This window comes from Pseudomonas sp. GW821-FHT03C07 (assembly GCF_059420925.1).
In genome coordinates this window covers 601,519-615,200 of the sequence record NZ_JBWKUQ010000003.1, presented here as the reverse complement: position 1 = coordinate 615,200, position 13,682 = coordinate 601,519, and the positions used below count along the sequence as shown (strand labels likewise).

The window sequence follows — 13,682 nt, the reverse complement described above, 5'->3', positions numbered from 1 at the left end:
GCCGAGAGAATTTAGGCGTTTGGCAGCGGCATCAATTTAACGGGGAATTGGTGTCCGGTCTGGTAGGGGCAAGTCCACCCCGTTCTATCTCCAAGCACGAATGGTTGAAGCGTTATGCCGAGGATTACGAGCGTTTTTATACCCAGTCGTAATATCAATCCACGACAATGTGCTGTAGTTCGACGGGGTGCTGCTTGAGAATTTGAGGTAAAAGCCTGAATCTGGCGCAAGTGGCTGAGCTAATGATCCGCTCAGCGATGGAGCGCAAGAAATCTCGGGGGGCTGTACTATTCTCTGGGCTACCCAGGCAGTCTATGTGGTCTGGGTGACTGTTCAGTTGGTCTTCTGGCTATGGGGCGTAGGTCAACCGCTACGGACCCTTAATGCGTAAATACAGAAAATTTGGATATTACCATCTCATCAATTATTCCCCCACAGGCGCCCCTGTAGGTGCCCTCGCTGTGGATGCGCGCAGTGTTGTAGATCGGGTGACAGTCGTAGTGGGCGTCTTCAACTCGTGGCGGATGTCTTTGAGAGTCCGACAGAAAAATCTGAGTGACCACCTCAATCAGCGCTTGCTCGCAGGTTCCCCCCTGTACGCCATCCCGCTTGAGCCTTTTTGCGCCCGCCTGGGTCCTTTACGTGCGCCTCTGTAGGTCAGTCCCATTTGGAATGCATGAAGCTCCAGCCAGAGCCCTTGAAGCGTTAGACAGCGGTCAGAAACCTGTTAGACATTCGCAGAAAACCTCGATAGCCTGAAGGTCCTCTCCTTATAGGTGAGCCCAGAGAAAATCCAGCAGGTTGCCGCTACCACAGGGACAGATGGATGTGCTCACGGGAATCACCACCAGTACTTGCCGAAATTTTCCGGATTGGCCCAGAACTTGGCATTCAACCAGTCCGGTACCTGTTTGTATTCCTTCAGATCATAGGTGAACAACGTCAGTACCTGCTCGTCGCGGGCAAAACGTTCGCTGTTTTGCAGGGCCAGGGCGAAGAAGTCACTGTCCTGCCAGCCGCTGGCGGCCATGTCCACCAGCACCGCGATCCGGCTGGCATTGAGGTTGCGAATGCCGCCGAGCAATTGTCGGCCGTCACGCTTGGGCAGGTGCTCCAGGCAGTCGACCACCAGCGCCAGGTCGAAGCGCCGGGCGGCCAGTGCGGCGGGCAGGGCGCCGGGTTCGGCGAAGGCTACCTGGGTCTCGGGGTGGGCGGCTTGAAACGCGTCGAGTGCCGGAAAGCTGCCAGCCCCTACCAGCAGCAGGTTTTGCGGAGCATAACGGTCCAGTAGCGCCGCCAGTGCTTGCTGGGGGGTGCGGGTGGAAAGGCTTTCTAGCATCGGGATTCCTCGCTCGGAACGGCAAACATGGGCGAATTTTCAACGGCCACTGGCAAACTACCCTGACTCGCCTTACTGTGCGCCAAAGAATAACTCATCAGGGGGGCGTATGAAGGTGCTTTGGGGGCTGGGGAAGGTGTTGACGCTGATGTTCTGGCTGGTGGTGCTGGTCAACCTGGTGCAGCCGCTGATCAGTCCGTTCCGGGTCCTGGTCGATCTGGCGGGGAGCATGCTGCTGTTGACGCATTTGCTGGAAGTGATGCTGTTCAATGGCAGCTTGCGGGAGCGTGCCCATCCCTGGCGCGACCGGGCGCAGATTCTGCTGTTCGGCATGTTCCACCTGCAAGTCCTGCCTTTGCCTACCCGTGAGGAACGCCAACATGCGTAGCCTGTGTCTGCTGGCTGCGCTGTGCAGCCCCCTGGCGTTCGCCCAGGTCGTGAGTGTCGAAACCAATTCCCTGCTGCGCTTGCCGGCCAGTACCTCGGTGCTGCAACTGGAGCGCCTGGATGTGGCCGACTTTGGCACCTTGCTGGTCCCCGCCAGTGTTACGCAACTGAATATCGGTGAGCTGCACCTGGGGCATGAGGCGCGTATTGCCATTGTGCCGAGCGAGCAGGGGTTCGCCCTCAAGGCCACACACGCCGAGTTGGGTAGCGGCAGCCAGATCAGCGCGATTGGAGCGCCGGGTACCTACCAGCGAGCCCCTTCGCCGGGACGTAACCTGGATCTGCGTATCGATGCGTTGAGCGGTCCTTTGCTGTCGGTGGATGCCCGTGGCGGCGCCGGCGTGCCGGGCTACGTCGGGCTCGATGGGGCCAATGGCGATGAGCCGGGCTGTACCTGGGGCGCGGCCGGACAAGGCGCGGACGGCGACAATGGCGGCGATGGTCATCAGGGGGCGCCGGGTGCGCAGGTTCGGCTGCAGTTGCCACGGGATTATCCGGCGGCGCAGATCCAAGTGCTGGTCGATGGCGGTAACGGCGGCCTTGCCGGTGCGGCGGGGCGTCCGGGCGCGGGTGGCAAGGCCAAGGGCTGCTTCGTTTACGACACCGACGGTGGCAAGCCAGGCCGTCCGGGCCACGCGGGCAAGCCGGGGGCGGTTGGCCCGGCGGGCAGCGTGACGGTTCAGCGTCTGTAACAAGACCGTGAAAACGCTACAAACCCTGTAGGAGCCGGCTTGCCGGCGATGACGGCCGCAAGAGCGATGCAAGGCTCAAGGGCCTCATAGCCGGCAAGCCAGCTCCAACACTGTCCGTGCTCGGCTCGGCTCCTGGGCTCAGCCAGTACCGCACTCAAAACATCGGGCGTGCCGCGGCAATGGCCACCAGCACCAAGCCGATCAGCAGATTGATCCCCACCAGTCGCCGAATCCGCCCCAGCGCCGCCGCACCCGCCGGCCAGTCCTGGGCTTGCACTGCCTGGCGCAAGTCCGGTAGTTGCAATGACTGGATACGAATAAACAGTGCAACCATGACGATATACAGGCCCATCATGACCTGCACATAACGTGGTGCAGTCTCGAACCCGCTGAAACGCAACTGGATCAGGCCGACGCCGCTGATTGGCAGAAGCACCACCGCGACCCAGACCCAGACGAAGAAGCGCTGGAACACCTGGACCCACAGTTTCAGTCGGGCCGGCCCCTCCAGCGCGGCCATGGCCGCCGGGCGCAGGATCATCCAGGCGAAGAACATACCGCCGACCCAGACCAGTGCGGCCAGGACATGCAGGGTGTAGACAAGGGCAAAAGCGGTCATTCGGGTACTCCGTGCGGCGCGCGAGGGTTTAGCGGGGTATGATAGCCGTCCATTCGAACCACTGAAAATTTATCCAGCGTTTCTTGCGCCTGAAGACTCATGATCAGCACCGAACTCAAAACCACGATCCAGGGCGCCTACTCGCGTTTTCTCGAAGCCAAGAGCCTCAAGCCGCGTTACGGCCAGCGCCTGATGATCGCCGAAGTGGCCAAGGTCCTCGGCGATATCGACACCGATGACGAAGGCCGGCGCAGTGGCGACCCGGCCGTGGTCGCGGTGGAGGCGGGGACCGGTACCGGCAAGACCGTGGCCTACAGCCTGGCGGCGATTCCCACCGCCAAGGCCGCCGGCAAGCGCCTGGTGATCGCTACCGCCACCGTCGCGCTGCAGGAGCAGATCGTCTACAAGGACCTGCCCGACCTGATGCGCAACAGCGGTTTGAACTTCAGCTTCGCCCTGGCCAAGGGGCGCGGGCGCTACATGTGCCTGTCCAAGCTCGACATGCTGTTGCAGGAAGGTCACGCGCAGACCGCCACCGCGCAGTTGTTCGAAGAGGAAGGGTTTCGTATCGAGGTCGACGAGGCCAGCCAGAAACTCTTCACCAGCATGATCGAGAAGCTCGCCGGAAATAAATGGGATGGCGACCGCGACAGTTGGCCTTCGGCCCTGGAGGACGCCGATTGGGCGCGCCTGACCACCGATCACAGTCAGTGCACCAACCGCCATTGCCCGAACTTCGGCCAGTGCGCCTTCTACAAGGCCCGCGAAGGCATGGGCAAGGTCGACGTGATCGTCACCAACCATGACATGGTGCTCGCCGATCTGGCCCTGGGCGGTGGCGCGGTGTTGCCCGACCCGCGCGACACCCTGTATGTGTTCGACGAAGGCCACCACCTGCCGGACAAGGCTATCGGCCACTTTGCCCACTACACGCGCCTGCGCTCCACCGCCGACTGGCTGGAGCAGACCGCCAAGAACCTGACCAAGCTGCTGGCCCAGCATCCGCTGCCGGGCGACCTGGGCAAGCTGATCGAGCAGGTGCCGGAGCTGGCGCGGGAGATCAAGACCCACCAGCAGTTCATGTTCAGCGCCTGCGAGCAACTGGCCGACTTCAAGACCGGCGAAGACACCGAGGGCCGCGAGCGGCCGCGCCATCGCTTTGTCGGCGGGGTGATTCCGGAGCATATCCGCGAGATGGGCATCGAGCTGAAGAAAGGCTTTGCCCGCCTCAACGACCTCTTCACCCGCCTGACCGAATTGCTCAAGGAGGGCATGGACGGCGAGGTCAATATCGGCATCGCCAGTCACCAGGCCGAGGAGTGGTATCCGCTGTTCGGCAGCCTGCTGTCTCGCGCCCAGGGCAACTGGGAGCTGTGGACCGCCTTTACCGCCGAAGACCCGGAAGACAACCCGCCCATGGCGCGCTGGTTGAGTCTGGCCGAAAGCGGTGCGCTGTTTGATATCGAGGTCAACGCCAGCCCGATCCTGGCCGCGGAAATGCTCCGGCGCAACCTGTGGAACGTGGCCTATGGCGCCCTGGTGACCTCGGCGACCCTGACCGCTCTGGGCACCTTCGACCGTTTCCGCATGCGCGCCGGCTTGCCGAAGAAAGCCGTGACGGCGGTGGTGCCGAGCCCCTTCCATCATGCCGATGCCGGTGTGCTGCGGGTGCCGAATCTCAACGCCGATCCCCGCGACGCCGCGGCGCATACCGCCGCGATCATTCGCGACCTGCCGGAACTGGTGGAGGGTTCCAAGGGCACCCTGGTGCTGTTTTCCTCGCGTAAACAGATGCAGGACGTGTTCGACGGCCTGGACCGCGACTGGCGCAAGCAGGTGTTTATCCAGGGCAACCTGTCGAAACAGGAGACCCTCAACAAGCACAAGGCGCGGGTCGACGGTGGTGACTCCAGCGTACTGTTCGGCCTGGCGAGCTTTGCCGAAGGGGTGGACTTGCCCGGTGCCTACTGCGAACACGTGGTGATCGCCAAGATTCCCTTCTCGGTCCCGGACGATCCGGTCGAGGCGGCGCTGGCCGAATGGATCGAAGCCCGGGGCGGCAACCCGTTCATGGAAATCTCCGTGCCGGACGCCTCCCTCAAGCTGGTCCAGGCCTGCGGTCGGCTGCTGCGCACCGAAGAGGACCGGGGCATCATCACCTTGCTCGACCGGCGTTTGGTCACCCAGCGCTACGGTAAAGCTATCCTCAATGCCTTGCCGCCGTTCCGGCGGGAAATTTCTTAATGTGATGTAGGTTGAATTACCAATTTCGTTGTCTACGGATGGCGCCGCTTGGCGTCACGCTGGCCTCTGACTGGCCGTAAGGGAGAGTTTGATTCATATGATTGGCCGTACGCTGCCCGCCGTTTTCGCCTTGTTGTTCGCCGCGCCGCTCTGGGCTGCGCCTGCCGGGCAACAGACGCTGTTCAACTTCGTTCGTCCCGCCGATGTGGTGCAGGTGACAACCGTGGATGCCAGCCTGCCGCAATACAACGCGGAACAGACGGCCGAGGGCGAAGTGCTGCGGCGGATCACCTTCAATCCAGCGCTGCAACCGAGCCTGCGCCTTACGCCGCAGACCGGGGCCTGGGACTGGTCGCAGGCGGGCGCCATGAGCCTGCGGATCCAGAGTGCGATGGATTGGGCGTTGACCCTCAATGTGACGATCCAGAGCAGCGACGGCAAGACCCTCAGCAGCCGCGTCGATCTGCCGGCCGGCCCGGCGCAGACCTTGCTGGTGCCGCTGCAGGCCAGTTCAGCGTTGAGCCAGGGCATGCGCGTCGGTCCGCCGATGCCGACGACGGTTGATGGCCAGCGGGTGTTACTGGCCAGTAGCCGGGGCGAACTGAATCGCCAGCAGGTGGTGTCGGTGACCCTGTCGATGGACGCGCCGAAAGTCGCCCAGAACATCCTTCTGGAACGTTTCGGCGTGCAGAATGGCGACGATGTGATCGCGGCTGTCTACAGCTCGCTGGTGGACGGCTACGGCCAGTCCACCCGGGCCAAGTGGCCGGAAAAAATCAGCAGCGACGATCAGCTCAAGGCCGTCGCGAGCAAGGAAAGCCAGCAACTGAAGACCTGGCTGAGCGAGCGCGAACGCAGTGCCCGGGACAAGTTCGGCGGTTCGCTCAAGGGCCCGCTCTTTGATGCCACTGGCTTCTTTCGCACGGAAAAGCACGACGGCCGCTGGTACCTGGTGACGCCGGAGGGGCATCCGTTCTACTCCCTGGGTGTGAATACCGTGAGTGCCCATGACCAGCAGACCTATGTCGAAGGTCGTGAAGGCATGTTCAGCGACCTGCCCAAGGACGGTGAGCCCCTGGCCGCCTACTACGGCAAGGCCGACAACAGCACCACCAGCGGAGCCTCCCAGGGCCGGGCTTTCAAGTCCGGGCGCTGGTTCGATTTCTATGGCGCCAACCTGGAGCGCACCTATGGTTCGCCGTGCGCGACCGCCGCGCCGACGGAGCCCAAGGTGCCCTGCGCCCCGGGCCTGGACGCCCAGCGTTGGCAGAAACACACCCTGGATCGCCTGTTGGCCTGGGGCTTCAACACCCTCGGTAACTGGAGCGATCCGGCCCTGAGCCTGAACGACCGCGTGCCTTACACCTTGCCGCTGTCCATCGTCGGCGACTACACCAGTATCAGTACCGGCAGCGACTGGTGGGGCGGCATGCCCGACCCGTTCGACCCGCGTTTTGCCATGGCCACCGAGCGCGCGGTGGCGATTGCCACCCGCGATCATCGCGACGACCCTTGGCTGCTCGGCTATTTCGCCGACAACGAACTGGCCTGGGCCGGTCCCGGCGATGATCCGAAATCCCGTTACGCCCTGGCCTACGGCACGTTGCGCATGACCACCGACGTACCGGCCAAGCGTGCCTTCCTCAAGCAGTTGCGTGACAAGTACCGCAACCAGCAGGGTCTGTCCCAGGCCTGGGGCGTGGATATTCCGACCTGGGAACAGATGGAGGACCCGGGCTTCGAGGCACCGCTGCCGAATCCCGCGCACCCGCAAATCGAGGCGGACCTGAAGTATTTCCAGAAGGTGTTTGCCGACACCTACTTCAAGACCATTTCCGACTCGCTGAAATGGCATGCGCCGAACCATCTGCTGCTGGGCGGTCGTTTTGCTGTCAGCACGCCTGAGGCCGTGGCGTCCTGTGCCCAGTACTGCGATGTGCTGAGTTTCAACTTCTACACCCTCAAGCCCCAGGACGGTTACGACTTCGACCGGTTGGAGGCGTTGAACAAACCGGTACTGATCACCGAATTCAACTTCGGCTCGAAAGATCGCGGTCCGTTCTGGGGCGGGGTGACGGAACTGGCCCGGGAAGAAGATCGTGGCCCGGCCTATGCCGCATTCCTCAAGCAGGCGGTGGCCGAGCCCTCGATCGTCGGTGTGCACTGGTTCCAGTACCTCGACCAGCCTGTGACGGGACGCCTGCTGGACGGCGAAAACGGTCATTTCGGCCTGGTGGGCATGACCGATGTGCCGTTCCAGGGCTTTGTCGAGAGCGTGCGCAAGAGCAATCTGCAGGCCTTGGCGTTGCTCAACAAGGAAGCCGAGAAAGCCAAGGTGGAGGCGCAGCAGAAAGCTGCCAAGGGCATCGGCCAGGATGACAGCGGTGGCAACGCCCGTTCCGGCAGTGCGGGTGAACAGGGGGCCGACCATCCCGGTGGTCACTCCGGCAACGGCCATTGAGCGGCTCTCGGACCACGGGCGCACGGATTGATTTCTTGAATAAACACCGTTCCTGTAGGCGCCGGCTTGCTGGCGATAGGGGCCGAACAGGCGATGCATGGCTCCCTGGCCTCATCGCGAGCAAGCTCGCTCCTACAGTTTTGTGGTGTTTTGGGTCGATGATTCCAATTCCTACAGCGCTTTGCTCAATGCCTGACAATTCTTGCAAGGTGTTACGAATAGTCTGATTCACGTCTGTTCCCAAACCCGCCAATCGCTGGAACAATGCAGGCCACTTTGGTAGGTGTTGCGGCGGGAGAGTCACGGGTGCAGATTCAGGGTCATTTCGAACTTCAATTCGAGGCGGTGCGCGAAGCCTTCGCGGCCCTTTTCGACGATCCCCAGGAGCGCGGCGCCGCGCTCTGTATCCAGATTGGCGGGGAAACCGTGGTTGATCTCTGGGCCGGTACCGCCGACAAGGACGGTGCCGAGGCCTGGCACAGCGACACCATCGCCAACCTGTTTTCCTGCACCAAGACCTTTACCGCCGTCACCGCGCTGCAACTGGTGGCCGAGGGTAAATTGCAACTGGATGTTCCGGTTGCCCAGTATTGGCCCGAGTTCGCCGCCGCCGGCAAGGCCGCTATCACCCTGCGCCAGTTGCTCTGCCATCAGGCCGGCTTACCGGCCTTGCGCCAGTTGCTGCCCCCCGAGGCGCTGTACAACTGGCAGACCATGGTCGACGCCCTGGCGGCCGAAGCGCCTTGGTGGACTCCTGGCGAGGGCCATGGCTACGCCGCGATCACCTATGGCTGGCTGGTCGGAGAATTGCTCCGGCGCGCCGACGGGCGCGGGCCGGGTGAGTCCATCGTGGCGCGGGTTGCCCGGCCGCTGGGGCTGGACTTCCATGTCGGCCTGGCGGACCAGGAATTCCATCGCGTGGCCCATATCGCCCGGGGCAAGGGCAATGTCGGCGACGCCGCGGCCCAGCGCCTGCTGCAAGTGACCATGCGCGAACCCGAGGCGATGAGCACCCGGGCGTTCACCAACCCACCGTCGATCATGACCAGTACCAACAAGCCGGAGTGGCGGCGCATGCAGCAGCCGGCCGCCAACGGGCATGGCAACGCACGCAGCCTGGCGGGGTTCTACAGCGGCCTGCTCGACGGTCGCCTGCTGGAGGCCGATATGCTGGAGGAACTGACCCGCCAGCACAGTCTGGGCCTGGACAAGACGCTGTTGACCCAGACCCGTTTCGGCCTGGGTTGCATGCTCGATCAGCCGGACGTCGCCAACGCCACCTTCGGTCTCGGGGCCAAGGCCTTCGGCCACCCGGGTGCCGGCGGCTCCGTCGGGTTTGCCGACCCTGAGCACGATGTCGCCTTCGGCTTCGTCACCAATACCCTCGGCCCTTATGTATTGATGGACCCGCGGGCACAGAAGCTAGTACGGATTCTTACCGGCTGTCTGTAGAATGCGCAGATAAATTCGTAGGCCGGAACCCTGTGACTTTTTTGCTTTCCAATACACTGTTTCATGGGGCCTGACGGTCCTCGTTTCCCTATCTCATTTGTGGATATCCAATGTCATCGAACAAGTCTCTCGCCCTGGCCCTCTGTCTGACCGTGACCGGTTGTGCGCAAATTCCACAAAGTGCGGACAAGGACATTGCTCAAGCCCCGGCGACAGCTGGCACTAGTACACCCGCCGCGTCTGCGGCAGCCGTAGCCAAGGATGCTGCCAAGCTCCCGGTCAAGCCCGCCGCAGCTGCGTCAGCCGCCAAGGATGTTGCCAAGGCAAACGCTCCAGTAGCCCCCGCGGCGGCTTCAACCGCTCCAGCCGTTGCCGCCGCGACGACCCCAGCGCCAAAGGTCGACCCTGCCACTCACTGGTGGTGGCCGTTCGGCAGTTCGGAAAAGGCCCAGGAAGCTGCCCAGCCGCCGGTCAAGGCCGTGCCGATGCCCGATCCGAAAATCACCCAGGCCTGGCTCGACGACTACGAGCCACGCCTGCGTACCGCGATCCAGAACAGCGCCCTGAAGTTGGAGCGGCGTGAAAACGTGCTGGTGGTGATTGCCCCGGTGGACGGTTTCTACAACCCCAAGCGCCCGGAAATGTTGCTGCCGGTGACCCTCGGTCCCTTCACCCGAATCGCCAAGACCGTTGAGGGTGATCCCAAGACTGCCGTGCTGATCCTCGGCCATGGTGACAACAGTGCCAGCGCCGAGTCGACCCAGGCCCTGAGCCAGCAACGGGCTCAGTCCGTAGCGGCGATCTTCGGCCTCAGCGGCCTGCATCGTGATCGCCTGATGCTGCGTGGCATGGGCGCGGACATGCCGCGTGCCGCCAACGACAGCAACGAAGGCCGTGCCCTGAACCGTCGCGTGGAAATCATCCTGACGCCGCAGAACACGATGGTTGCACTGTTGAGCAAATACAGCATTCCGGTTCCGGCTCCGCTTCCGGTCACCCAGGTGGCGGCTGTCAAGCCGGCAGTGGCTCCAGCGCCTGTGGCGAAGAAAGCCACGACCAAGGGCAAGGGCAAGGCAGCGGCCAAGAAGGCTTCTGTCCACAAGAAGGCTGCGGTCAAGAAAGCGGCGACCAAGCCAGCGGCGGACAAGGCAGCAGCGCCGGCGAAGAAAGACGACAGCGGCGACAGCTCGACCAAGAACTGACCTGACGATCAAGAAGGAACGCGCCGTGACTCAAACCCTGGCGGATATGCGCCGCGACTACACCCGTGATGGGCTCACCGAGGCCCAGGCTCCGGCCGAGCCGTTCGCGCTGTTCCACCAGTGGTTTGCCGAGGCGGTGAAGACCGAGCAGGCGCCCGTCGAGGCCAATGCCATGACCCTGGCCACGGTGGACGAGGAAGGGCGCCCGCATTGCCGCATCCTGTTGCTCAAGGGGTTGGACGAGGCGGGGTTTACCTTCTTCACCAACTACGAAAGCGACAAGGGCCGGCAACTGGCGGTCCGTCCCTTTGCCGCGATGACCTTCTTCTGGCCGACCCTGGAACGCCAGGTGCGGATCGAGGGGCGAGTGGTCAAGGTCTCGGAGCAGGAATCGGATGCCTACTTCCAGGTGCGTCCGTTGGGTAGCCGCCTGGGGGCCTGGGCTTCGCCGCAAAGTCGGGTGATTGCCGACCGGGCGGAACTCGAAGGCTTGCTCAAGAACACCGAAGCGCGCTTCAGCGATACACAGCCCGATTGTCCCGAGCACTGGGGCGGTTATCGTTTACTGCCGGAGCGTATCGAGTTCTGGCAGGGCCGCGCGAGCCGCCTGCACGACCGCCTCGACTACCGTCTGGTCGGCGCGGACTGGGCGCGCCAGCGTCTCGCGCCTTAGCGTTGGCGCGAGCCGTCAGCGCTTCGATCAGGCGACGTTGAACAAGTGTTCGCCTGATCGCTGCCTGGCGAGTGTTCTTCCAGGCCTTGACCTGGATAACTGGCGGCGGCGGCTTCAAGCCATTGTTGCAGGTCCCGACGCTTGATCTTCTGCTCCCTGGCCGCGGCCAGGCGTTCGAGCATGAACTTTTTGTGTAATTCGTTGTCTCCCGCTAGCGATAACGCCAGATCGCGGTCCGTCCAGCGTCTGATCCTGATATACAGCCAGCCATGGAAATACAACCCGGCTACTGTAGTGATTGCGATGATGAAGTAGTCCATGCCGGTTCTTTGCGAGTTGGGGTAGTTATCGTAGCGATTCAGTTGTTACTGATTGTTTCAACTGTTTGGCAGCCGGGGCAGGCGGATCGTAATCGCGCTACCCTATGTCCCCGTTTATTTGGACGTCGAGGCTGTACTGGCGCTGAATGAAACCATTTTATCCGTGCGGTGCCGTGACAGGGATCAAGCTGCGGAGTTTAATTAAAGTCATTTCCTTTGGAGTTGATCCTATGCGTAAGTCTGTTTTGTTGATTGCTTCCTTTTCCACAATGGCTATGTTGCTGGGTGGTTGCACCAACAGCCTGACTGGCGATTCCTATTCCCGTGACGAAGCGCGTCGCGTTCAGACCATTCGCATGGGCACCATCGAGTCGCTGCGTCCGGTGAAAATCGAAGGTAGCAATTCGCCTATCGGTGCCGGTGCCGGTGCGATTGTCGGCGGTGTCGGCGGCAGCGCCATCGGTGGTGGCCGTGGCAGTATCGTGACCGCAGTGATCGGTGCGGTCGCCGGTGGCGTGCTGGGCAACATGGCTGAAAAAGGCCTGACCAGCGCCCAGGGTGTTGAAATCACCGTGCGTGAAGACGACGGCAGCATGCGTGCCTATGTGCAGGAAGTTCAGCCGAACGAAATCTTCCGGGTTGGCGAGCGTGTGCGTATTTCCACCGTTGGCGGTACCAGCCGCGTTTCCCACTGATTTCGCGATCGGTCTAAAAAAGAAACCCCGGCCAGGAAACTGGTCGGGGTTTTCTTTTTTCAGGGCTTGCGACTGGCCACGGCCGTCACGGCGTAGCCGATCAGCGCCGCCAGGATCGAACCGGTGAGAATGCCCATGCGGTCCATGCCCGCGTAGTCGCTGTGACCCGGCATAAAGGCCAGGGAGCCGACGAACAGGCTCATGGTGAAACCTATACCGCAGAGGATCGCCACGCCGAACAACTGCCCCCAATTGGCGCCGTGGGGCAGCGCCGCCAGGCCGGCGCGGACCGCCAGCCAGGTCAGGCCGAAGACCCCGACCGTCTTGCCGATCAGCAGGCCGGCGGCGATGCCCATCGGCACATGGTGGGTAAAGCTGTCCAGGTTCACGCCGGCCAGGGACACGCCGGCATTGGCAAAGGCGAACAGCGGCAGGATGCCGAACGCCACCCAGGGATGCAGCGCGTGCTCCAGGCTCAGCAGCGGCGAGGCTTCGGCGTTGCGGGTGCGCAACGGGATGCAAAAGGCCAGGGTCACGCCGGCCAGCGTGGCATGCACGCCGCTCTTGAGCACGCAGACCCAGAGAATCAGGCCGATCACCAGATACGGTCCGAGCTTGATCACTCCCAGGCGATTCATCGCGATCAGCGCCACCAGGCAGGCCCCTGCCAGCATCAGCGAGAGCGTCGACAGTTCATGGGAATAGAAGATCGCGATGACGATGATCGCGCCCAGGTCGTCGATGATCGCCAGGGTCATCAGAAACAGTTTCAGTGACACCGGTACCCGTTTGCCGAGCAAGGCCAGCACGCCGAGGGCGAAGGCGATATCGGTGGCCATGGGGATTGCCCAGCCGCCCAGCGCCGCCGGGTTGTCACGGTTGAGGAACCAGTAGATCAGCGCCGGCACCACCATGCCGCCAATGGCCGCCGCACCGGGTAGCACCACCTGCGACGGCTTGGACAGATGACCTTCGAGGAGTTCGCGCTTGACCTCCAGGCCGATCAACAGGAAGAACAACGCCATCAGGCCGTCGTTGATCCACAGCAGCAGGGGCTTGGCGATTTTCAGGGCGCCGACCTGGGCCACCACCGGTACGTCCAGCAGACCGGCGTAGAGGTGCGACAGTGGCGAATTGTTGATAATCAGGGCCAGGGCTGCAGCGGCTATCAATAGCAGACCGCTGGCAGCTTCCAACTGAAAGAAACGGGTGAAAGTGCTACGCAGAGGCAAGGTCGCTCTCCATCGATGAATTCAAAAAGGTAGGACACCCTAACCCGTACTGTTAGTTGTTAAAACAAAAATTATATTCGTTTTTGTTATAAGCGAGTCGTTGAAGGGTGATCGCAAAGAGCCTAGCAGTTGTGTGTCTAAATGCGTCTTCACTGTATCTGTGCGCTGCGTAGGAAACTTCCTATAGTTAGCGGATTATTGCGGTGGGGCCTGTCAGGGGTCCGATCTCTGTTTATCCTTCAACGGTTTGGCCTTGGGCGCAGTGGCGCAGCCGGCCGTCAGTGCTTTCGAGCGCCTCCGTTCCAA

At 62.3% G+C, this 13,682-nt stretch carries 11 protein-coding genes and 2 pseudogenes; 9 read left to right on the top strand and 4 right to left on the bottom strand.

Features of this window, described 5'->3' with window-relative positions; all coding sequences use genetic code 11:
• Positions 1-218: 218 nt before the first annotated feature.
• Positions 219-384 (top strand): annotated as a pseudogene (locus tag AC07VG_RS09210) (hypothetical protein); the annotation flags it as partial.
• Positions 385-841: 457 nt separating this feature from the next.
• On the opposite strand, the gene AC07VG_RS09205 reads toward AC07VG_RS09210, so the two are convergent.
• Positions 842-1,339: a DUF6231 family protein gene (locus AC07VG_RS09205; RefSeq protein ID WP_494999424.1), complete on the bottom strand. Its 498-nt coding sequence runs from the start codon at positions 1,337-1,339 to the stop codon at positions 842-844.
• Between the two features lie 109 nt (positions 1,340-1,448).
• Between AC07VG_RS09205 and AC07VG_RS09200 the strand changes: the two genes are divergently transcribed.
• Both AC07VG_RS09200 and AC07VG_RS09195 read left to right on the top strand, forming a co-directional pair.
• Complete coding sequence (locus tag AC07VG_RS09200; RefSeq protein WP_494999425.1) at positions 1,449-1,727, top strand: DUF1145 domain-containing protein; 279 nt, start codon at positions 1,449-1,451, stop codon at positions 1,725-1,727.
• Positions 1,720-2,478, top strand: coding sequence for a collagen-like protein (locus tag AC07VG_RS09195; RefSeq protein WP_494999426.1), 759 nt, complete (start codon positions 1,720-1,722; stop codon positions 2,476-2,478). The genes AC07VG_RS09200 and AC07VG_RS09195 overlap by 8 nt, the downstream gene beginning before the upstream one ends.
• 154 nt (positions 2,479-2,632) lie before the next feature.
• Here AC07VG_RS09195 and AC07VG_RS09190 read toward each other — a convergent pair whose 3' ends face one another.
• Positions 2,633-3,097 (bottom strand): CopD family protein, encoded by a 465-nt coding sequence (locus AC07VG_RS09190; protein ID WP_495020897.1) that lies wholly within the window; start codon positions 3,095-3,097, stop codon positions 2,633-2,635.
• Positions 3,098-3,196: 99 nt separating this feature from the next.
• On the opposite strand from AC07VG_RS09190, the gene dinG reads away from it, so the two are divergent.
• The 5 genes from dinG (at position 3,197) to pdxH (ending at position 11,129) form a co-directional block, all read left to right on the top strand.
• Positions 3,197-5,341: an ATP-dependent DNA helicase DinG gene (dinG, locus tag AC07VG_RS09185; protein ID WP_494999428.1), complete on the top strand. Its 2,145-nt coding sequence runs from the start codon at positions 3,197-3,199 to the stop codon at positions 5,339-5,341.
• Between the two features lie 97 nt (positions 5,342-5,438).
• On the top strand, positions 5,439-7,802 hold the full coding sequence (locus AC07VG_RS09180) for a beta-agarase (protein ID WP_495020896.1): 2,364 nt from the start codon (positions 5,439-5,441) through the stop codon (positions 7,800-7,802).
• A 306-nt stretch (positions 7,803-8,108) separates the two neighbouring features.
• The gene (locus tag AC07VG_RS09175; RefSeq protein ID WP_494999871.1) at positions 8,109-9,254 is read left to right on the top strand and encodes a serine hydrolase domain-containing protein; all 1,146 of its coding nucleotides are present in this window, start codon (positions 8,109-8,111) and stop codon (positions 9,252-9,254) included.
• A 110-nt stretch (positions 9,255-9,364) separates the two neighbouring features.
• Positions 9,365-10,456: an OmpA family protein gene (locus AC07VG_RS09170; RefSeq protein ID WP_495020895.1), complete on the top strand. Its 1,092-nt coding sequence runs from the start codon at positions 9,365-9,367 to the stop codon at positions 10,454-10,456.
• Between the two features lie 25 nt (positions 10,457-10,481).
• Complete coding sequence (gene pdxH, locus AC07VG_RS09165; RefSeq protein WP_494999431.1) at positions 10,482-11,129, top strand: pyridoxamine 5'-phosphate oxidase; 648 nt, start codon at positions 10,482-10,484, stop codon at positions 11,127-11,129.
• A gap of 86 nt (positions 11,130-11,215) precedes the next feature.
• On the opposite strand, the pseudogene AC07VG_RS09160 reads toward pdxH, so the two are convergent.
• Positions 11,216-11,449 (bottom strand): annotated as a pseudogene (locus AC07VG_RS09160) (hypothetical protein); the annotation flags it as partial.
• Between the two features lie 230 nt (positions 11,450-11,679).
• Between AC07VG_RS09160 and AC07VG_RS09155 the strand changes: the two are divergent.
• Positions 11,680-12,144 carry an outer membrane lipoprotein gene (locus tag AC07VG_RS09155; RefSeq protein WP_103496413.1) on the top strand — a complete coding sequence of 155 codons (465 nt, stop codon included), beginning with the start codon at positions 11,680-11,682 and terminating at the stop codon, positions 12,142-12,144.
• Positions 12,145-12,203: 59 nt separating this feature from the next.
• Here the strand turns inward: AC07VG_RS09155 and nhaA are convergent, their stop codons facing one another.
• Entirely contained in the window at positions 12,204-13,376 is a 1,173-nt protein-coding gene (nhaA, locus tag AC07VG_RS09150) for a Na+/H+ antiporter NhaA (RefSeq protein WP_494999432.1), read from the bottom strand.
• Positions 13,377-13,682: the final 306 nt, after the last annotated feature.

Coding starts and splice junctions, on each gene's coding strand:
- AC07VG_RS09155 (WP_103496413.1), top strand. CDS start 11,680: ATGCGTAAGTCTGTTTTGTTGATTGCTTCCTTTTCCACAATGGCTATG.
- AC07VG_RS09190 (WP_495020897.1), bottom strand. CDS start 3,097: ATGACCGCTTTTGCCCTTGTCTACACCCTGCATGTCCTGGCCGCACTG.
- AC07VG_RS09195 (WP_494999426.1), top strand. CDS start 1,720: ATGCGTAGCCTGTGTCTGCTGGCTGCGCTGTGCAGCCCCCTGGCGTTC.
- AC07VG_RS09205 (WP_494999424.1), bottom strand. CDS start 1,339: ATGCTAGAAAGCCTTTCCACCCGCACCCCCCAGCAAGCACTGGCGGCG.
- AC07VG_RS09200 (WP_494999425.1), top strand. CDS start 1,449: ATGAAGGTGCTTTGGGGGCTGGGGAAGGTGTTGACGCTGATGTTCTGG.
- AC07VG_RS09180 (WP_495020896.1), top strand. CDS start 5,439: ATGATTGGCCGTACGCTGCCCGCCGTTTTCGCCTTGTTGTTCGCCGCG.
- dinG (WP_494999428.1), top strand. CDS start 3,197: ATGATCAGCACCGAACTCAAAACCACGATCCAGGGCGCCTACTCGCGT.
- AC07VG_RS09170 (WP_495020895.1), top strand. CDS start 9,365: ATGTCATCGAACAAGTCTCTCGCCCTGGCCCTCTGTCTGACCGTGACC.